Source organism: Melioribacteraceae bacterium (genome assembly GCA_030584085.1).
In the GTDB taxonomy this organism is placed as follows: domain Bacteria; phylum Bacteroidota; class Ignavibacteria; order Ignavibacteriales; family Melioribacteraceae; genus SURF-28.
Genome location: CP129490.1, coordinates 2,585,231 through 2,604,318, shown reverse-complemented (window position 1 = coordinate 2,604,318; position 19,088 = coordinate 2,585,231). Strand labels below are relative to the sequence as shown.

Sequence of the window (19,088 nt, the reverse complement as noted above, 5' to 3'; positions counted from 1 at the left end):
TATAAAAATGAACAATGAGATAGTTGATTCCTTTGCCGCGATGGCGAGGGAAAAGAGCGTTGATAAAGATGTTCTCGCTGGCATAATTGAAGAAATCTTCGGTCTGCTCGTTAAAAAGAAATTTGGTCCCGATGCAAATTTTGACGTTGTTGTGAACATGGACAAAGGTGATATAGAAATCTTCCTCGAAAGAACAATAGTCGAAGAAGTTGAAGATCCGAATCTGGAAATTAGTATAGATGAAGTCAATGAAAAAGGAAATGAAGACGAACTTGAAGTTGGTGATGATTTTGTAGAAATAATTCCTCTTGCCGCATTCGGAAGAAGACTGATTAATCTCGCCCGGCAAAGTTTAAATCAACGTATTCGAGAAATCGAAAAAGAATTAATTCACAACGAATACAATGAAATGGTTGGTGATATTGTTGTAGGTGACATCTATCAAGTAAGAAGAAACGATGTTCTTGTTAACCATAATAAAAATGAACTTTTACTTCCACGTTACGAACAAATTCCTAGAGAAAAATATAGAAAAGGCGATACAATTCGTGCGGTGATAAAAGAAGTTAAGAAAACACCAAATGGACCTGTAATAATAATTTCAAGAGCAGATAACACATTCTTAAGAAGGTTATTTGAAATTGAAATTCCAGAAATTTATGACGGTGTTATAGAAATTAAAGGAATTGCTCGTGAACCCGGTGAAAGAGCTAAAGTTGCGGTTGAATCTCAAGACCAAAGAATTGATGCGGTTGGTGCTTGCGTTGGTATGAAAGGTGTTCGTATTCACGCAATCGTGCGTGAGTTGAACAACGAGAATATCGACGTTATAAATTATTCAGAGGATCCTGTGGTTTATATTCAACGCTCTTTATCTCCGGCAAAATTAAAATCAATTGAGTTGGATGAAGATGAAAAGAAATGTACTGTTACTGCCGATAGCGATCAAGTATCGTTAATTGTTGGAAGAAACGGGGTTAACATTAGACTAGCAATGAAATTAACAGGATATGAAATTGATGTAATACGAGAAGAAAAACCGTTCGAAGAATATGAAGGCGATATTGAACTAGTTGAACTTCGTGAGGAACTTGGTGATACCGTGGTCGATCTGCTCATTAATAATCGATATGATACAGCGGTTGAAGTGCTAACAGCCGGAGTGGAGAAACTAAAAGAAATCAACGGTATAACCGAAGAAACAGCAAACCAAATACTCGAAATATTAAAAAATCAATTTGAAGAAGAAGAATAAGTCGTTGTGACTTAATTGCGGGTGATCTTAAATGACAGAAAAAAGTAAGAAATTAAGAATTTACAAATTTGCTTCCGAATATAATTTGGCAACAGACACGATTGTTGATTTCCTTAAGCAAAAGGGATATGAAGTTAAAAATCATATGTCTCTTCTTAATGATGAAATGATTGCCGATATCAATGATAAGTTTAAGAAAGACATTGAAGCTGCAGAGAAACATTATCGTAAAATTTCTGAATTCCATAAAAAACGTGGCGATCAAGTAAAACCGGAAGAATCGGAAAAAGTAGAAGAAACAGAAAAACCTTCTGAAGAAAAGCCTGCTGAAAGTGAACAAGAAATTTTAGTTGAGGAAAAACAAGAGCCAATCGCTGAAGAGACTATAACTACCGAAGAACCAAAAGCCGATATTAAGGATGTTGAGGAAAAAGTTGAAGCTCCAGAAGAAGAAGCCGCAATCGAGACTTTTAAGACAGAGGGAGAGCGGCAATTATCACAAAAGAAAAAAGGTCTTACTGTAGTTGGTAAAATTGATCTTACTGACAAGAAGAAACAGAATAAAGAGATCAAAGAACCGGAAGAGAAAAAAGTTCCGGATACAAAAGATGCGGATGCAAAACCAAAACCTGTTAAAACACCCGAAGAACTTGAGAAAGAACAAAAAGAAGCCAGCAAACGTAAAAAGAAAAAATTAAAAGCTAAAAAGCGTGCTGAAGATGAAGTTGATGAAGCACCAAAGAATAAAAAGAAAAAGAAAGTTAAAAAACTTGATGTAGATAAACGTGAAGTTGAAGCTGCAATTAAACGTACACTGTTAAGTATGGACGAAAGTGGAGCAAGTGCAAGAGCCAGCTTCAAGAAGAAGAAAAGAAAAGAAAGAGAAGAGGAAGAGGAAAAACGTTTAGAACAACGTGAAATTGAAAAATCCACCCTACATGTGACCGAATTTATATCGGTTAGTGAATTAGCTAATCTTATGAGTGTACAAGTAAGTGAAGTAATTCAAAAATGCATTGAAATGGGTATAATGGTTTCAATAAATCAAAGACTTGACGTTGAAACAATTACTTTAGTTGCCGATGAATTTGGATTTGATGTTGCATTTGAGGATGAATATAAAGGCGATGTAATAGAAGAAGAACATGATCCAGAAGATTCATTAATATACAGACCTCCCGTTGTTACAATTATGGGTCATGTTGATCACGGAAAAACTTCTTTGCTCGATCATATTCGCAAGACAAATGTGGTTGCCGGTGAATCAGGTGGAATTACACAGCATATTGGTGCTTATAGAGTAAAACTTGATGACGGAAGATATATAACTTTTCTTGACACACCAGGTCACGAAGCATTTACCGCAATGCGTGCCCGTGGTGCTAAAGTTACGGATATTGTTGTGCTTATTGTTGCAGCCGATGATGCAGTTATGCCTCAAACAATTGAAGCAATTAATCACGCGCAAGCCGCAAGCGTTCCGATAGTAATAGCCATCAACAAGATTGATAAACCGGGGGCTAATCCTGATAAAATTAAACAACAGTTAGCCGATAGAAATATTCTTGTTGAAGATTGGGGCGGTAAATATCAGTGTGTTCAAATTTCTGCAAAATCCGGCCTGAATATTGAAGAATTATTAGAAAAAATTCTACTGGAAGCTGAAGTCCTAGAATTAAAGGCCAATCCTGATAGAAAAGCACGGGGAACTATAGTTGAATCTCAATTAGATAAAGGACGCGGTGTTACTGCAACAGTGTTGATCCAAAAAGGAACAATGAGAGTTGGCGATCCTTTTGTTTCTGGCAATACTTATGGACGTGTTCGTGCGATGTTTGACGAAAGAAATAATAAAATTGATGAAGCCGGTCCGGCAGCTCCTGCTCTAGTTTTAGGTTTTGATAGTGCACCTCAAGCCGGTGATACATTTATAGTTGTCGATAGTGAGAGAGAAGCTAGAGAACTTGGATTAAAGCGTCAGCAATTAAAACGCGAACAAGATCATCGACAAGTTAGACACATTACATTGGATGAGATTGCAAACCAAATTAGCCAAGGTGGATTTAAGGAATTGCCAATCGTTGTTAAGGGTGACGTTGATGGATCTGTTGAAGCTTTATCGGATTCGCTGATGAAATTATCAAACAATGAAGTCGCAGTCAGTGTTATTCACAAAGGTGTTGGTGCCATTTCAGAAGGCGACGTTCTGCTTGCAGCAGCATCCTCTGCCATTATTGTAGGTTTCCATGTAAGACCTCATATCAACGCTAGAAAATTGGCTGAACAGGAAAAAGTTGATATCAGACTTTATAATGTAATCTACGACGCAATCAATGAAGTTAAATCTGCTCTTGAAGGTATGTTATCCCCGGTTGTTTCTGAAGAACTTACGGCAACTATTGAAGTACGTGAAACCTTTAAGGTGCCGAAAGTTGGTACAATTGCCGGCTGTTATGTGCAAGAAGGTAAAATTACAAGAAATACTCGAATTAGATTGTTTAGGGATGGAATTGTTATTTACGAAGGTGAACTTGCTACACTCAAACGTTTCAAAGACGATGTTAAAGAAGTTGACGCCGGATACGAGTGCGGACTTAATATTGCTAACTTTAATGATATTAAAGTAGGTGATGTTATTGAAGGTTATAAGTTTGTCGAGACAAAGAAAAAGCTAAGTTAATTATGTCTATACGTGGAGAGAAAATAGAACACCTTATAAAAGAAGAACTAAGTTTAATTTTTCTACATAAACTCCAAGATCCGGAATTTGGTTTAACAACAATTACAAGTGTTAAAGTTACACCGGATGTTAGAATTGCAAAAGTTTATTTCTCTGTTTTCAATAAAGAGAATAGAGAAATGATGTTGAATAAAGTAAATGAATTATCCGGTTTTATACGCGGACAATTAGCACAAAAAGTTAAGTTACGTCATACACCGGAACTCCATTTTTATATTGATGATACTATAGATTATGTAGAGAAGATGGAAAATATTTTTAAGAAATTACACAATGATGATAAGCAAAGCGACGAATGATTTTAGTAATTTCGACTTTACGAATGGCGAAGTAATTTTAATTGATAAAGATTTACATGCAAGTTCTTTTAACGTTGTTTATAAACTGCGTAAAATTACCGGAATTAAAAAGATTGGGCATGCCGGTACTTTGGATCCGCTTGCAACCGGGCTTTTAATTATCTGTACCGGAAAGAAGACTAAAGAGATTAGTCATTTCCAAGATTTGAAAAAAGTATATTCCGGAAAAATTATTCTCGGCAAACGTACTGCTTCTATGGATGCAGAGACAGATGTAATTGAAGAACATGATACTTCCGATATTACACTTGAAAAAATTATTTCCGTGAAAGAAGCTTTTGTCGGTAAAATTGAACAAACGCCACCGATGTATTCTGCGGTAAAACATAAGGGTAAATCACTTTATAAGTATGCTCGTAAAGGTGTAGAGATTGAAAGAAATTCAAGATCGGTTGAGATATACGATTTTGAGATTTCCAATTATGTAAATCCCGAAATTCATTTTAGAATTTCTTGTTCGAAAGGAACATACATTAGAGCTATTGCAAATGACCTGGGTGATAAACTTGGCTGCGGCGGTTACTTAAAAGAACTTAGAAGAGAAGCAATCGGTCAATATAATGTCGATGTTGCATTTACAATTAAAGAGTTCGAAAAAGAATTTAATTCTATTACGGTTGATAAGTAATGAATGTTTTTTCTGATAGAGTTGATAAGCCAAAATTAAAAAATACATGTGTTACCGTCGGAACATTTGACGGACTTCATATTGGTCACAAAAACATTTTAGATGTTCTTATAAATATTGCAAAAGAAAAACAATTAAAAAGCACTGTTGTTTCATTTGATCCACATCCAAGAAGTGTTGTGTCAAATAGTTACGAAATAAAAATTCTTACCGATGTTGAGGAAAAGAAAGAGATTCTTAACGCGTTTGGCATCGATAATTTTTATCTGATTAACTTCACCCCCGAGTTTTCTAATCAATCATCGGAAGAATTTGTTAAAAATTTTCTTATTGATAGATTAGATGCAAAACATGTTGTTGTCGGGCATGATCATAAATTTGGAAAGGGAAGAGGCGGGGATGCTGATTCGTTAACGGATTTAGGAATCAAATACGGTTTTGAAGTAACTTCGGTTGACGCTGTTAAACAAAATGATGAGATTGTAAGCAGCAGCAAAATTCGTAATGCATTGATTGAAGGAAATGTTGAGCAAGCTAATTTATTTCTCGGAAGAAGTTATTCATTGCAAGGTGAAATTGTAACCGGTGCAAAAAGAGGAAGAATACTTGGTTTCCCGACAGCTAATTTGCAGATGTTTAATGCCAGTAAATTGATTCCTCAAAATGGTGTTTATGCAGTTGGATGTGAATTGAACAATGAAAAACTAAGCGGTGTAATGAATATTGGTTACAGACCGACATTTAACGATACAGCAGAACTTGTACCTGAAGTTCATCTATTTAATTTCAATAGAATGATATATGGTGAGGTTCTAAAAATAAATTTTATTAAGAGAATTAGAGCAGAAAAAAAGTTTAACTCAAAAGAAGAACTAATTGAACAAATAGAATTAGATAAAAAGAAAGCGGCAGAAATTTTAGATGTAGTAATAACTAATTGATCTCGGTGAGGACTGGGATTACATTAATAACTAATTTATAGGAGTAACAAATGTCTTTAACAAAAGAAAAGAAACAAGAATTAATTAAAAAATTCGGTAAATCAGAAAACGACAGCGGAACAGCCGAAGTGCAGATTGCTATTCTTACACAAAGAATAAATGAACTAACCGAACATTTCGGTAAACATTCAAAAGATCATGCGTCAAGAAGAGGCTTGATGAAAATGGTTGGTAAAAGAAGAAGATTGCTTGATTACTTAACTAAAAAAGATATCGAAAGATATAGAGCAATCATTAAAGAACTCAATATTAGAAAATAAGGAAGCACATGAACGTTATACGTAAAGAAGTTGAAATAAACGGTAAAAAATTAATTTTAGAGACGGGCAAACTAGCAAAACAAGCAGATGGTTCTGTGATGGTACGTTATGGAGACACTATGGTACTAGTTACAGCCGTAGCTGCTAATGAAGCTAAAGAAGATATTGACTTTTTCCCACTATCGGTTGAATACAGAGAAAAAGCCTATGCAGCCGGAAAGTTTCCGGGCGGATTTTTTAAAAGAGAAGGAAGACCAACAGAAAAAGAAATCCTCAGCTCTCGCTTAATTGATCGACCAATAAGACCATTGTTCCCGAATGAATTCAAAAATGAAACACAGTTAATTGCAAATGTTTATTCATTTGATGGTGAAAATGATTCTGATGTTCTTGCAGCAATAGGTGCATCTGCTGCATTGCACATTTCAAGAATTCCATTTCTTGAACCAATCGGTGAAGTTAGAGTGGTTAGAGTCGAAGGTCAATTTATTGTTAATCCCACAATTAAACAGACTGAAGCAAGTGATTTGGAACTTACAGTCGCCGGTACAGCGGATTCGATAATGATGGTTGAAGGTGAAGCGAAAGAAATTTCTGAAGAAGAATTTTTATCAGCTTTACGATTTGCACATGAAGAAATAAAGAAAATTGTTCAGCTTCAACATGAGCTTAGGGAAGCCTGCGGTGTGGAAAAAATGACTGTTACAACAAAAGTCTATGCCGATGGATTGGAAGAAGATGTTAAGAAATTAGCATATGATAAATATGCCGAAGTTGTAGCAATGTCTCTTGAAAAAGAAGAAAGAGCTACAAAAAATAAAGAGATAAATGAATTTGTTCTCGCTGAATTAGCAGAAAAATATCTCGAGTTTGAAAAAGATATCAAACAAATTCTTCACGATATCGAAAAAGAGTTGATGAGAAAACAAATTCTGGAAAATAAACCGAGATTAGATGGCAGATCTCTTACAGATGTAAGACAAATCTGGATTGATTTAGGATTACTTCCAAGAACTCACGGCTCTGCGTTATTTACTCGTGGTGAAACACAAAGTTTAATGACATTAACTTTGGGAACAAAAGGTGATGAACAAATTGTAGACGGATTACAAGAGGAATATAAGAAGAGATTTTTACTTCATTATAACTTCCCGCCATTTAGTGTTGGTGAAGTAGGAAGAATGACCGGTGTTGGAAGACGAGAGATTGGTCATGGCAATCTTGCCGAAAGATCTCTCAAATTTATCATTCCTGATGAAGCAACTTTCCCATATATAATTCGATTGAATTCAGATATACTTGAATCTAACGGATCATCATCGATGGCAACAGTTTGTTCCGGTACTCTCGCTATGTTAGATGGCGGTGTTCCGATCAAAACTATGATTGCCGGTATTGCTATGGGATTAGTAAAAGAAGGTGACAGTTATGCTGTACTTTCTGATATTTTAGGGAATGAAGATCATCTCGGTGATATGGATTTCAAAGTTGCCGGTTCAGAAAAAGGTATAACTGCAATTCAAATGGATATCAAAATTCAAGGTATCTCATTCGAAATTATGGAAAAAGCACTTCACCAAGCTAAAGAAGGCAGAATGCACATTCTTTCAATTATGAAGGAATCAATTTCTGAACCCAGAGCTGCAATTTCGCAATATGCTCCGACATTATTATTCACAAAAATTAATCCTGAAAAAATTGGTTCGGTTATAGGACCTGGTGGAAAAGTTATTCAGGGTATTCAAAGAGAATATACTGTTGATATTGCAATTGAAGAAGACGGAACCGTTCATATTTCCGGTCAAGATAAAGTTAAAGCCGAAGCAGCAAGAGAATATATAAAGAAGCTTACTCAAGAACCTGAAATCGGTAAAACTTACGAAGCAAAAGTAATCAAACTTCAAGATTACGGTGCTTTTGTTGAGTTTTTGCCTAATATTCAAGGATTGCTTCACATTTCTCAGCTTGATACAAAGAGAATCGAAAAAGTTGAATCGGTTCTAAAAGAAGGCGATAAAATAAAGGTTAAGTTGATAAAGATCGAAAACGGTAAATTTAGTTTATCACGAAAAGCATTGATGATTGATGAAAAGAAAGATGAAAATGTGCCTGAAGAAAGTAACTAAAATTAGAAATGCTGAATGGAATATTCAGCATTTTTTGTTTTAAATATATGTAAATTGATAAGATGCTAATAGGTAACGTTGATCTAACAAAAAGATTGCTCCTAGCACCAATGGCAGATATTTCGGATGAATCATTCCGGGCTATTGCCAGAAAATATGGTGTAGGTTTAACATTTACTCAGATGGTAAGCGCAAAAGGAGTGCTCGAAAATGAATTTGAAACACTTCGCTACTTAGCTTTCCACAAAAATGAAAAACCTATCGGTGTACAAATTTTAGGTAACGATCCCGAGATAATTAAATCATCTGTAAAAGAAATTATTAAATATAAACCGGACGTAATTGATCTTAACTGTGGTTGTCCGGTTGAAAAAGTCGTTAAATACAGTATGGGTGCTTGTTTAATGAATTCGCGCCCTTTACTTGGCAAAATTATTTCTGAAATGAAAAAGGCAGCCGGTGATGTGATGATATCTGCCAAATTCAGATTGGGAGATGACGAAAAGAATATATCCGTAATCGACAACGCAAAAGTTGCTGAAGATAACGGGGCATCTTTTGTTACTGTTCATACAAGATATAGAAAAGATAAATATGATCAAGCAGCTAAGTGGGAGCTGCTTTCCAAAATTAAACAATCAGTAAAAATTCCGGTTGTGGGAAACGGTTCAATCTTCTCAGCCGATGATGCGATTAGGATGAAAGAACAAACCGGGGTTGATTCAGTTATGGTTGCACGAGGTGCATTAGGTAATCCGTTTATTTTTTCAAGATTTAATTCCATAATCGAAAATAATATTGACCCGGGATTACCAACAATATTAACTGTAAAAGAAACAGTTTTAGAACATATCAAGTTGCTGAAAATTGAGTACGGTGAACTCCGAGCTTTAAATTTTATAAAGAAAAATATTATTTGGTATTACAAAAACTATATCGGGATAAATGAACTTATAGATTCATTAATGAAATTAAATTCAATAGAGTCAATTCTTGACTTAGTTGATGATCATACAGAGAAAATACTCGATCAAAAGTATCCCGAAGAAAATTTACAAGCAGTTCAACAAAAATTTAGAATGAAGGTGCTCTTTTGGTTGGTAAAAGAACCTGTATATACGGAGTCCTTCGGTTGAGGTTTAAAGAAAGAAATGAGAAAAGAAATTATAATCAACTCATCCTCTTCTCAAACAAGAGTTGCTATTACCGAAGACGGTAATTTGGTTGACTATTTTGTCGAGAACCCGGAAAAGAGGAGAATGGTTGGCAATATTTACCTCGGTAAAATTGCAAGAGTACTTCCGGGAATTAGAGCTGCGTTTATTGACATCGGTTTAAAACACGATGCCTTTCTTCATTTTTCTGATATCGGAGACAGATTAGAAGCATTGCAATCTGTTTTAGATGATGACGATGATCGTGATATAGATGACGATGATGATGATGATGCCCCGGCAAAAAAGCCGCACCCAAAGCAAGAACACAGCTCACCAAAGTTGCATAAGGGTCAGGACATTCTGATCCAAATCATTAAAGAACCTGTTAAGGATAAAGGAGTTCGAGTTTCTTCGTCCTTAAGTTTACCAGGAAGATTTTGTGTCTTGCTTCCATTCGATACCAAAATTGGTGTGTCAAAAAAAATAAGTGATTATCGTGAAAGAAAACGTCTTCGTAGAATTGCACGCGAAATTTTACCCGATAATTGCGGATTGATTATTCGCACTGCTGCAAAAGATCAATCCGAGCAACATCTTGCTAGTGATTTAAAATATCTTGTTAAAACATGGAAAACCATAGAAGAGGAAGCAAAGAATAATAAGCCTCCTTATATGGTTTATAATGATGTTTCTACCACAAGAAGTGTTATCCGAGATTTATTCACCGACGAAGTAAACAAGATATTTATCGATTCAAAAAAGATTTATAAAGAGATAAGAGATTACGTGCAATTTATACAACCCGAATTGGTTGAAAAAGTTGTTCTCTATAAAGATTCGCAATCAATTTTTGAAGCATTCAAAATAGAAGAACAGACAAAACAACTTATGGGCAGAAAAGTTCAATTACCTTCCGGCGGTCACATCGTAATTGAACATACCGAAGCAATGATAGTAATAGATGTTAACTCGGGAAGATACGCAGCAAAAAAAGAGCAAGAATTAAATTCACTTAAAACAGATTTAGAAGCAGCGCGTGAAATAGTTCGTCAACTTAGATTGCGTGATATAGGAGGCTTAATTGTAGTTGATTTTATTGATCTTGAAGATGATAAAAATCGTAAGAAAATTTATGACGAGCTTCGAAAAGAATTTAAAAAAGATCGTGCAAAAATTGCGATGCTTCCTATGACCGACTTCGGCTTAATGCAAATTACTCGTCAACGTGTTCGAGAAAATATCTTGCAATCTGTAAATGAAGTTTGCCCATATTGCCTTGGTACTGGTTTATTAACCAAAAAATCTCATATGATTCATGAGATCGAAGATTGGATTAAAAAGTATAAACATCATGGTAAAGAGAAAAAGCTTTTATTAAAAGTTCATCCAACTTTAGGCGCAAAATTAAAGGAAGGATTATTTTCGACTCTCTTTAAATTGCAGTCAAAATATTTTATCAAAATAAAATTGGTTGAAGATAATAAAATCAATCCGCAGGAATTCCATTTTATCTCAGCATCAAACGAAAAAGAACTTACAGAAAGTAATAATGAATAAATGAAAGGTATCTGAAATGAAATTTTTTATTGACACAGCAAATATTAAAGAAATTCAAGAAGCTGCATCTCTCGGTATTCTTGATGGAGTGACAACTAATCCATCTCTTGTTGCTAAAGAGGGAAGAAATTTTAGAGAACTCTTGGATGAAATTGTTAAAATAGTTGATGGCCCAATAAGCGCTGAAGTAGTTTCAACTGATTATGCTGGAATATTAAAAGAAGCTAACGAACTTGCAAAAATTCACAAAAACATAGTTGTTAAAGTTCCGCTTATTAGGGAAGGTTTAAAAGCTGTAAAAACCTTAACTGAAGACGGAATAAAAACAAACGTAACACTTTGCTTTTCGGCATCGCAAGCATTGTTAGCCGCAAAGGCAGGTGCAACTTATATCAGCCCTTTCGTTGGTAGACTTGATGACATAAGTACAGATGGAATGGGATTGATCTATGACATAATTCAGATTTATGAAAATTATGGATTCCCAACACAAGTATTAGTAGCAAGTATTCGTCACCCGCTCCATTTGGTCGAAGCGGCAAAAATGGGAGCTCATGTTGCTACAATGCCGTTTGATGTAATTAATAAATTATTCAATCATCCGTTAACGGATATTGGTTTAGATAAATTTTTGAGTGATTGGAAAAAACTTAATCAGTAGGTGGAAAATGTCGAGTGATCAAAGTAGTTCTAGTAAAAAAACAAAATTTTATGATATTCATAAAAAACTTAATGCAAAGATTGTAGACTTTGCTGGTTATCAAATGCCTGTTCAATATTCTTCAATTATCGAAGAGCACAAAATAATTAGGAATAGTGTGGGTGTGTTTGATGTTTCCCATATGGGCGAAGTTTTTGTCAGAGGTAAAGGTGCATTGGATTTTGTTCAATACTTAACAACTAATGATGCAAGTAAATTAATCCCGGGTAGGGTTCAATATTCAGCAATGTGTTATGAAGACGGTGGAATTGTTGATGATCTGTTAGTTTATAAAATCTCCGATGAAGAGTATATGCTTGTTGTAAACGCTTCCAACAAAGATAAAGATTTCGAATGGATGAAGAAGAATAACAAGTTTGATGCGCAGCTTGTTGATGAGAGTGATGAATATTCATTACTTGCCGTTCAAGGTCCTGATTCAATGAAAGTTTTGCAGAAATTGACTGATGTTGATATTTCAACGCTGGAATATTACCATTTCCTTAATACACAAGTCGCCGGGGTTGATATGATATTTTCTAGAACCGGATATACAGGTGAACTAGGCTATGAATTATATTTCAAAGGCGATGAAACCGTTGCGGAAAAAATTTGGAATTCTGTTTTTGAAGCCGGTGAAGAATTTGGAATTAAACCAACCGGATTAGGTGCACGTGACTCTTTAAGACTCGAAATGGGGTATTGTTTATATGGTAACGATATTGATCAAACCACTAATCCGCTTGAAGCCGGACTTGGCTGGATAACCAAACTGAAAAAAGAAAATTTTATTGCTAAAGATGTTCTTGTTAAGGTGAAAGAAGAAGGATTAAAACAAAAATTAGTCCCCATGCAGACAGATGAAAAAGCTTTCCCGCGTCACGGTTATGATATTGTTGCCGATGGTAAAAAAATTGGATATATAACCAGCGGCACAGTTAGTCCTATTCTAAATAAAGCGATTGCACTTGGATATGTTGATAGTGAATATGCCAGCGAAGGTAAAGTTGTAAGTTTTTTAATTAGAGAAAAGGAAATTCCTGCTACTGTTGTAAAACTTCCATTTGTGGTGAAGTAAATGAAAATTAACGTATTGTTATCTCCGCTTAATGCTGAGGAAATGTATTTTGCCGGTAAAACTGCTGTTGTAATTGATGTTCTTCGTGCAACGACGGTTATTTCAACAGCGCTTGAGAATGGTGCAAAGGAAATTATTCCGGTTGGCACTATAGAATTTGCGATGAAGATTTCCGGTGATGCATTTGGAGGACATCGTTTGTTAGGCGGTGAACGTAACACAAAAAAAATTGAAGGATTTAATCTAGGTAATTCACCTTTAGAGTATTCAAAAGAAATTGTTGATGGAAAATCTATTATTCTTTATACCACAAACGGATCAAAAGCGATTGTGAAAGCAAAATTTTCTGAAAATTTATTTACATGTTCCTTTTATAATTTGAGTTCGGTTGCCGAACAGATGACTGCAATGAATATTGATTTTGATATTCTGTGTTCAGGCGATAATGGCAGATTCAGTTTAGAGGATACAATTTGTGCCGGCAGATTAATTTCGGAAATAATAAAATTAAAAGAGGATATCGAGTTAACCGATTCGTCAAGAGCGAGCGTTTCACTGAATAAATCCTTCGGAAAAAGTATTTCTAAAATGCTTGCCGAAACAGAACACGGTAAGAGACTAATTGAGAATGGTTTTAAAGACGATATTACTCACGCTGCAAAACTTTCTAAAAGTAATATAGTCCCTTTTTATAAAAATGGTGTTATCAAAAAATATGAAATTGAACAAGTTCAATAATTAGTGATGGCAAAAACTAAAGCGAAGAAAAATAATTCAAAAAACGGGAATAATTATTTTATCATTTCTGTTGAGAAAAAGAAAAAATTATTCGGAATAATTCTTTCTGTATTTGCCATGCTCATTTTTTTGAGTATTCTTTCATATTCTTCTAAAGATGTTTCTCAATTAATGGGTGGAAATGACTTAAATATATTTAATCTCTCTTCAGAAAAAGCGGGCAGAATAGTTTCGATAAATAACTGGATTGGGATAATCGGTGCGCATATTTCTTATTTCCTCACACATTCAACTATCGGTTATGCTTCAATTATATTTCCCGTAATTATGTTTATTTGGGGATATACAATTCTTAAAAATGAAGAATCAAAAACCGCAGTTTATCTTTCAAACTTTTTTTTGGTTATAGGTTTAATTTTCTCGGCATTCTTTGGTCTGCTCAGAAACTCAACTGAATTTGATTTACTAACGGACAATGTAGAATACTCAGGTAAGATAGGAGACTTCTTGGGTAATCTTCTTGGCAATCTTCTCGGTGGTCTCGGTGGAATTATTTTCCTTGTTACCGCATTAGTCATAACACTAATAATATCGTTCGATATAAAATTTACACCGATTCTAGAATTCTTTAAGAATCTTTGGGTGGAGACGTTTGAGAAAGAAGAAAAGAAACAAAAGGAAGTTATTCGCATCAAGAAACCTGATGATGAAGAAAAAGAAAGCAATCTAGCCAAGATTAAAAAGCTTCGAGAAAAGGATGCTGATGTTGAAGTAGGATTTACACCCGGCTCAATAGAAGTGGAATCGGTTGAACCCGAACTTGATACAAAAATTAGAATTTTACAAAAAGATGAACCCGAAGGAATTATAGAAGAAGAATCCAAAGTTGAAGATCCCTACATCGCTAAATTAGATGACAAGAAAGTAAAAGATAAAGATACGAAAGAAACTGATACCGACCCGATAATTGACAAGATGGAAGAAGCTAAACTACCGGAGCAGTGGGAAGAGGAAATAAAATATAAATGGCCCCGAATCGATTTACTTGAAGCACCGAAAGAAACTGAACTCCAAATTTCTGAAGAAGAATTAAAACGAAATGCGGAACTGTTAAAAGAAAAATTAGCTTTATTCGATATTAAAATTGAGGATATCTCGGTAACTCCGGGTCCGGTGGTTACTTTGTACGAAATTGTACCTGCACCGGGAGTAAAGATCAGCAGAATTGTAAGTCTGGAACATGATATTGCTTTAGCATTAGCTGCAAGAGGAATAAGAATTATCGCACCAATACCGGGTAAAAGCGCAATTGGTGTGGAAATACCGAATGCTGAATCACAATTAGTTAAAGCACGTTCGGTGGTTGCAAAATTAAAAGAGAGTAAAGCTGAACTCCCGTTAGCTCTCGGTAAAACAATCTCGGGTGATGTTTATATAACTGATCTAGCTACGATGCCTCACTTGCTTATTGCCGGTTCAACCGGTTCGGGAAAAAGTGTTGGAATCAACATGATTCTAACTAGTTTGATTTATGCTAAACATCCTTCCGAGATAAAATTTGTAATTGTCGATCCAAAGAAGATTGAGCTATCATTTTATAAAAGATTAAACAGACACTTCTTAGCTGTTTCACCGGATATTGACGAAGAGATAATAACTAATCCACAAAATGCATTGCTTGTATTAAAAGCCGTAGAATTTGAGATGGAAAAACGTTACGACAAACTTGCTAAAATTGGTGTTAGAAATATTGTGGATTACAATGCAAGAGTAACCGATCCGAAACGTAAACCGAAAGACACTGATTCAATGAAGCATTATAAAATGCCGTACATAATCGTTGTTATTGATGAGTTAGCTGATTTGATGATGACATCCGGTAAAGAAGTTGAAGAGCCCATAGCGAGATTAGCACAATTAGCAAGAGCGGTTGGTATTCATCTTATTGTTGCAACACAACGCCCATCTGTTAATGTAATAACCGGTGTAATTAAAGCAAACTTTAGCGCACGTATTGCATATCAGGTTGCTACTAAAATTGATTCGCGTACAATACTCGATATGAATGGAGCTGAACAGTTGCTTGGTCGTGGTGATATGTTATTTTTACCGGGAGGAATGCCCAAACCGATAAGAATTCAGAATGCCTTTATCACTTCAGACGAAGTTGAAGAAATAACTAAATTCATTTATTTGCAGGAAGGTTTCAGCAAACGATTTTTCTTGCCTTCAATGTTTGAGAAAAAAAGTAAAGCCAATTCAAGTTTTATTACTGAATTGGATGATATGTTTGAAGAAGCTGCAAGGATGATTGTTCGGCATCAACAGGGTTCAGTATCATTATTACAGAGAAGGCTGAAACTTGGTTATGCTCGTGCGGCAAGAATTGTTGACCAGCTTGAACAAGCCGGTGTCGTCGGTCAATCAGAAGGCAGTAAAGCTAGAGAAGTTCTCGTCGAAAATGAAGAACAATTAGAAATGATTTTAAGGTCATTATGATAATTTCAATACAGATACTTTTTATAACATTATTGTTTTTATTTAATCCTCAAATTGAAGACGGTTCAAAATTATTAAATGAACTTCAGGAAAAATATGAGAGTGTAAATGATTTCCATGCTGATTTTAGATTGGAAACAGTCACCGGTAATGTAGAAACCGGTAAGTTTTATTATAAATCAGTTGACAAGTTTAAAATAGAATTAAAATCAAGAACAATGATTAGCGATGGAGAATCAGTTTGGAATTATACCCAAAGAAATAATAAAGTAATTATAACACCGATTGAAGATAATGAAAATTCATTTTCAATAAATGATTATGTGTTTGAGTTTCCGGCAAAATGCAATGTGACGAGAGGAACCGACGAAAAGGGCAGAGATATCTTATTGCTGAAACCAAAATCAACCGAACTGAATTTTAAAGAAATGAAAATAGTTGTTAATTCCGAGAAACTAATAGATGAAATTCATCTTACAGATTTTATGGATCAAGGTTATAGAGTTTACTTATCAAGCACAAAAGTGAACCGAAAACTAAGTGACAAGTTCTTTATCTTCGAACCATCTGACGGGATTCAGGTAATTGACCTCAGATAAAAATGAAAAACATACATTTAGAAAAACGGTCGGTTATGTATTCCCGTTTTTACTAACCGGTTTATTTCTTTATTTGGCATTCAAAGATGTAAATCTTTCGGAAGCATTCGAATTAATTTCGCATATATCAATTCCATACTTCTTGGTATTTCTTGTAGTATTCTCACTTTCACATTATATACGTGCGGTTAGGTGGAAAATAATTATTGGTTCTGTCAAGAAAGATACACACGTGTTTAATTTATTGGGTGCGACGATGATTGGTTATGGAGTTAACTGTGTGATCCCGCGTCTCGGAGAAGTTTACAGAGGTTTATTTCTTGCAAAGTGGGAAGGTATTTCTCGCACTTCAATGCTTGGAACGATCATCGTGGAAAGAATTATCGATATACTTGCTCTCGGTATATCTGTGCTAATAAGTGTAACGATATACTCAGGAGATCTTTATAAAGAAGTCACATGGCTTTCATCAGCATTGATATTAGGAGCAGCGGTAATTTTGTTGTTAATTATAGTTTTATACTTAACGGTAAAATTTAAGGAAAAATTTTATAATGCAATTGTTCGTTTTATCGGAAAAATTTCTGAAAACTCTGCGGAAAAAGTAGCTTACATTTTTCATACTCTTACAGATGGGTTTGCAGCTCTTAAAACGAGCAAAAGTTACTTCTACACTTTTTTATTAAGTGTAGTAATTATGGTTGTTTACGGATTGAATTCATATATCGGTTTTTATATGCTGAATATGAATGAGATTCAAGATGTTACTTTTGAAATGGCCTGGGTTCTTATGACAATTAGTGCCTTTGGTATAATAATCCCAACTCCGGGTGGAACTGGTTCATATCACGCTATAACCATTTTAGTCTTAACGACTTTATATGGATTTGGACAAGAAATTAGTGCAGCTTTTGCATTGCTGACCCACTTTATTTCTTACATCGCATTTATTCTATCTACTGTTTTATTTACATATCTTGTTAACAAGAGACAAGTTAAACTCGGTTATAATAAGGAAAATTTCTTTACCGTACTCAAAAATTCGAGAGAGTCATAATGAAAAATATTTTAGCATCGATCATATTTTTGATAAGCTTAATTAATCTTAGTGCTCAATTTGACATCACTGGGGGTATGGGAATTTCATTTCAGTCAACTCCTTCACTAAAAGATTATATAGACAACCTAGCACCGGCGGGTGAAGAATTAGCCCAATACTCAAGTGCAGTCACCTTCTTCGGTGAAATTGATTACTCAATAAGTAAAACATTCGATCTCGGTTTGGAATATGAAAATAAATTATTTTCATACAATACTTCTTATGGAGGTTTGGGCACATACGATTTATCTTACACTGCTCATAGTCCTTCATTACTTGCGTTCTATGTAGTTCAAGGCGTTGGTTACAAATTTAAGTTTGGAGGAGGAGTCGGTTATAGAATTATTTCAATTGATGAAGAACTTCCTACTTCGAATAGTGTTATAAATTATACTGCTAATGGTTTTGGAATAGTATTAAAATCGTTAGCTCATACACTATTAGGTGGAGATTTTTATGCATCTATCGGTGCCGATATTCGTTATGATATCATAGGTGAAGCATCAAATAACGGAAATACTTTGGGGGCTGCCGGATTAAAAGAAAAAGTTGATTTTAATACTCTAGCTTTCGGTGTTAAAATAGGTGTTTCATATTTTATCAGATAAATTATTTTAGATCAATTATAAATTATGAAGGAGCAATTTTATGAAAAAAATAATCCTAATGGTAATTATTTTATTTACAGTAACAAATTGTACCGAAAAAGTAGAAAATGAACAACAACACATAAAACAAGAGACTAAAGTGAATAAAGAAGAAAGCTATAATTATGTTACTATTGGACCGGATTCAATTTTGGTAGCAGTAGTCAAAACAAATATGGGTACTTTTGAAATGGAACTATACCCAAACGAAACTCCTATTACAGTTACAAACTTTGTAACATTAGCAGAAGAAAATTTTTATGACAGTGTAACTTTTCACAGAATAATTGATGGATTTGTTATCCAAGGTGGTGACCCGACCGGAACGGGTTCCGGTGGAAAAAGTATTTATGACGGCAAACCTTATGCCGATGAGTTCGTTCCATCGTTGAGACATAATTCGGCTGGAATTCTTTCAATGGCAAACAGAGGACCAAGCACAAATACAAGCCAATTTTTTATAACTCTTGCTCCAACACCGCACCTTGATGACAGACATACAGTCTTCGGAAAAGTCATCAGCGGCATGGATGTGATATCAAAAATTGGGAAAGTGCCAACAGATCCACAATTTAACCGCCCAATAGATCCGGTGGTTATGGAAAAGGTTACAATCGAAAGAAGAGCTAAGGTAAATTAATTATT

General features: G+C 34.8%; 17 protein-coding genes. All 17 read left to right on the top strand.

The features are described 5' to 3' along the window. Positions 1–7 precede the first annotated feature (7 nt). Positions 8–1,255, top strand: a complete 1,248-nt coding sequence (gene nusA / locus QY331_11930) for a transcription termination factor NusA (GenBank protein WKZ68659.1) — start codon at positions 8–10, stop codon at positions 1,253–1,255. Positions 1,256–1,286: 31 nt separating this feature from the next. Further along, on the top strand, positions 1,287–3,935 hold the full coding sequence (gene infB, locus QY331_11925) for a translation initiation factor IF-2 (protein WKZ68658.1): 2,649 nt from the start codon (positions 1,287–1,289) through the stop codon (positions 3,933–3,935). 2 nt (positions 3,936–3,937) lie between these two features. Further along, on the top strand, positions 3,938–4,294 hold the full coding sequence (gene rbfA, locus QY331_11920; GenBank protein WKZ68657.1) for a 30S ribosome-binding factor RbfA: 357 nt from the start codon (positions 3,938–3,940) through the stop codon (positions 4,292–4,294). Continuing rightward, complete coding sequence (gene truB, locus QY331_11915; GenBank protein ID WKZ68656.1) at positions 4,269–4,982, top strand: tRNA pseudouridine(55) synthase TruB; 714 nt, start codon at positions 4,269–4,271, stop codon at positions 4,980–4,982. Before rbfA ends, truB begins: the two co-directional genes overlap by 26 nt. Further along, positions 4,982–5,923, top strand: coding sequence for a bifunctional riboflavin kinase/FAD synthetase (locus QY331_11910; protein WKZ68655.1), 942 nt, complete (start codon positions 4,982–4,984; stop codon positions 5,921–5,923). Before truB ends, QY331_11910 begins: the two co-directional genes overlap by 1 nt. A gap of 50 nt (positions 5,924–5,973) precedes the next feature. Next, positions 5,974–6,243 (top strand): 30S ribosomal protein S15, encoded by a 270-nt coding sequence (gene rpsO / locus QY331_11905; GenBank protein WKZ68654.1) that lies wholly within the window; start codon positions 5,974–5,976, stop codon positions 6,241–6,243. Between the two features lie 8 nt (positions 6,244–6,251). Further along, the gene (gene pnp, locus QY331_11900; GenBank protein ID WKZ68653.1) at positions 6,252–8,369 is read left to right on the top strand and encodes a polyribonucleotide nucleotidyltransferase; all 2,118 of its coding nucleotides are present in this window, start codon (positions 6,252–6,254) and stop codon (positions 8,367–8,369) included. A gap of 62 nt (positions 8,370–8,431) precedes the next feature. Further along, complete coding sequence (locus QY331_11895) at positions 8,432–9,505, top strand: tRNA-dihydrouridine synthase (protein WKZ68652.1); 1,074 nt, start codon at positions 8,432–8,434, stop codon at positions 9,503–9,505. Positions 9,506–9,520: 15 nt separating this feature from the next. Further along, a complete protein-coding gene (locus tag QY331_11890; GenBank protein WKZ68651.1) occupies positions 9,521–11,083 on the top strand; it encodes an Rne/Rng family ribonuclease in 1,563 nt (520 codons plus the stop codon). A gap of 16 nt (positions 11,084–11,099) precedes the next feature. Beyond that, entirely contained in the window at positions 11,100–11,744 is a 645-nt protein-coding gene (fsa, locus tag QY331_11885; GenBank protein WKZ68650.1) for a fructose-6-phosphate aldolase, read from the top strand. A gap of 7 nt (positions 11,745–11,751) precedes the next feature. Then, on the top strand, positions 11,752–12,861 hold the full coding sequence (gcvT, locus tag QY331_11880) for a glycine cleavage system aminomethyltransferase GcvT (protein WKZ68649.1): 1,110 nt from the start codon (positions 11,752–11,754) through the stop codon (positions 12,859–12,861). Further along, entirely contained in the window at positions 12,862–13,599 is a 738-nt protein-coding gene (locus tag QY331_11875; protein ID WKZ68648.1) for a 2-phosphosulfolactate phosphatase, read from the top strand. Between the two features lie 6 nt (positions 13,600–13,605). Next, the gene (locus tag QY331_11870; GenBank protein ID WKZ68647.1) at positions 13,606–16,098 is read left to right on the top strand and encodes a DNA translocase FtsK 4TM domain-containing protein; all 2,493 of its coding nucleotides are present in this window, start codon (positions 13,606–13,608) and stop codon (positions 16,096–16,098) included. Continuing rightward, on the top strand, positions 16,095–16,697 hold the full coding sequence (locus QY331_11865; GenBank protein WKZ68646.1) for an outer-membrane lipoprotein carrier protein LolA: 603 nt from the start codon (positions 16,095–16,097) through the stop codon (positions 16,695–16,697). The genes QY331_11870 and QY331_11865 overlap by 4 nt, the downstream gene beginning before the upstream one ends. Further along, a complete protein-coding gene (locus QY331_11860; protein ID WKZ68645.1) occupies positions 16,684–17,754 on the top strand; it encodes a lysylphosphatidylglycerol synthase transmembrane domain-containing protein in 1,071 nt (356 codons plus the stop codon). Before QY331_11865 ends, QY331_11860 begins: the two co-directional genes overlap by 14 nt. Further along, a complete protein-coding gene (locus tag QY331_11855) occupies positions 17,754–18,404 on the top strand; it encodes a hypothetical protein (protein ID WKZ68644.1) in 651 nt (216 codons plus the stop codon). Before QY331_11860 ends, QY331_11855 begins: the two co-directional genes overlap by 1 nt. 40 nt (positions 18,405–18,444) lie before the next feature. Continuing rightward, positions 18,445–19,083 (top strand): peptidylprolyl isomerase, encoded by a 639-nt coding sequence (locus tag QY331_11850; protein WKZ68643.1) that lies wholly within the window; start codon positions 18,445–18,447, stop codon positions 19,081–19,083. Positions 19,084–19,088: the final 5 nt, after the last annotated feature.

What these genes read in the sequence shown, in the direction of transcription:
- nusA (WKZ68659.1), top strand. Translation starts at nt 8, where the DNA reads ATGAACAATGAGATAGTTGATTCCTTTGCCGCGATGGCGAGGGAAAAG.
- infB (WKZ68658.1), top strand. Translation starts at nt 1,287, where the DNA reads ATGACAGAAAAAAGTAAGAAATTAAGAATTTACAAATTTGCTTCCGAA.
- rbfA (WKZ68657.1), top strand. Translation starts at nt 3,938, where the DNA reads ATGTCTATACGTGGAGAGAAAATAGAACACCTTATAAAAGAAGAACTA.
- truB (WKZ68656.1), top strand. Translation starts at nt 4,269, where the DNA reads ATGATGATAAGCAAAGCGACGAATGATTTTAGTAATTTCGACTTTACG.
- QY331_11910 (WKZ68655.1), top strand. Translation starts at nt 4,982, where the DNA reads ATGAATGTTTTTTCTGATAGAGTTGATAAGCCAAAATTAAAAAATACA.
- rpsO (WKZ68654.1), top strand. Translation starts at nt 5,974, where the DNA reads ATGTCTTTAACAAAAGAAAAGAAACAAGAATTAATTAAAAAATTCGGT.
- pnp (WKZ68653.1), top strand. Translation starts at nt 6,252, where the DNA reads ATGAACGTTATACGTAAAGAAGTTGAAATAAACGGTAAAAAATTAATT.
- QY331_11895 (WKZ68652.1), top strand. Translation starts at nt 8,432, where the DNA reads ATGCTAATAGGTAACGTTGATCTAACAAAAAGATTGCTCCTAGCACCA.
- QY331_11890 (WKZ68651.1), top strand. Translation starts at nt 9,521, where the DNA reads ATGAGAAAAGAAATTATAATCAACTCATCCTCTTCTCAAACAAGAGTT.
- fsa (WKZ68650.1), top strand. Translation starts at nt 11,100, where the DNA reads ATGAAATTTTTTATTGACACAGCAAATATTAAAGAAATTCAAGAAGCT.
- gcvT (WKZ68649.1), top strand. Translation starts at nt 11,752, where the DNA reads ATGTCGAGTGATCAAAGTAGTTCTAGTAAAAAAACAAAATTTTATGAT.
- QY331_11875 (WKZ68648.1), top strand. Translation starts at nt 12,862, where the DNA reads ATGAAAATTAACGTATTGTTATCTCCGCTTAATGCTGAGGAAATGTAT.
- QY331_11870 (WKZ68647.1), top strand. Translation starts at nt 13,606, where the DNA reads ATGGCAAAAACTAAAGCGAAGAAAAATAATTCAAAAAACGGGAATAAT.
- QY331_11865 (WKZ68646.1), top strand. Translation starts at nt 16,095, where the DNA reads ATGATAATTTCAATACAGATACTTTTTATAACATTATTGTTTTTATTT.
- QY331_11855 (WKZ68644.1), top strand. Translation starts at nt 17,754, where the DNA reads ATGAAAAATATTTTAGCATCGATCATATTTTTGATAAGCTTAATTAAT.
- QY331_11850 (WKZ68643.1), top strand. Translation starts at nt 18,445, where the DNA reads ATGAAAAAAATAATCCTAATGGTAATTATTTTATTTACAGTAACAAAT.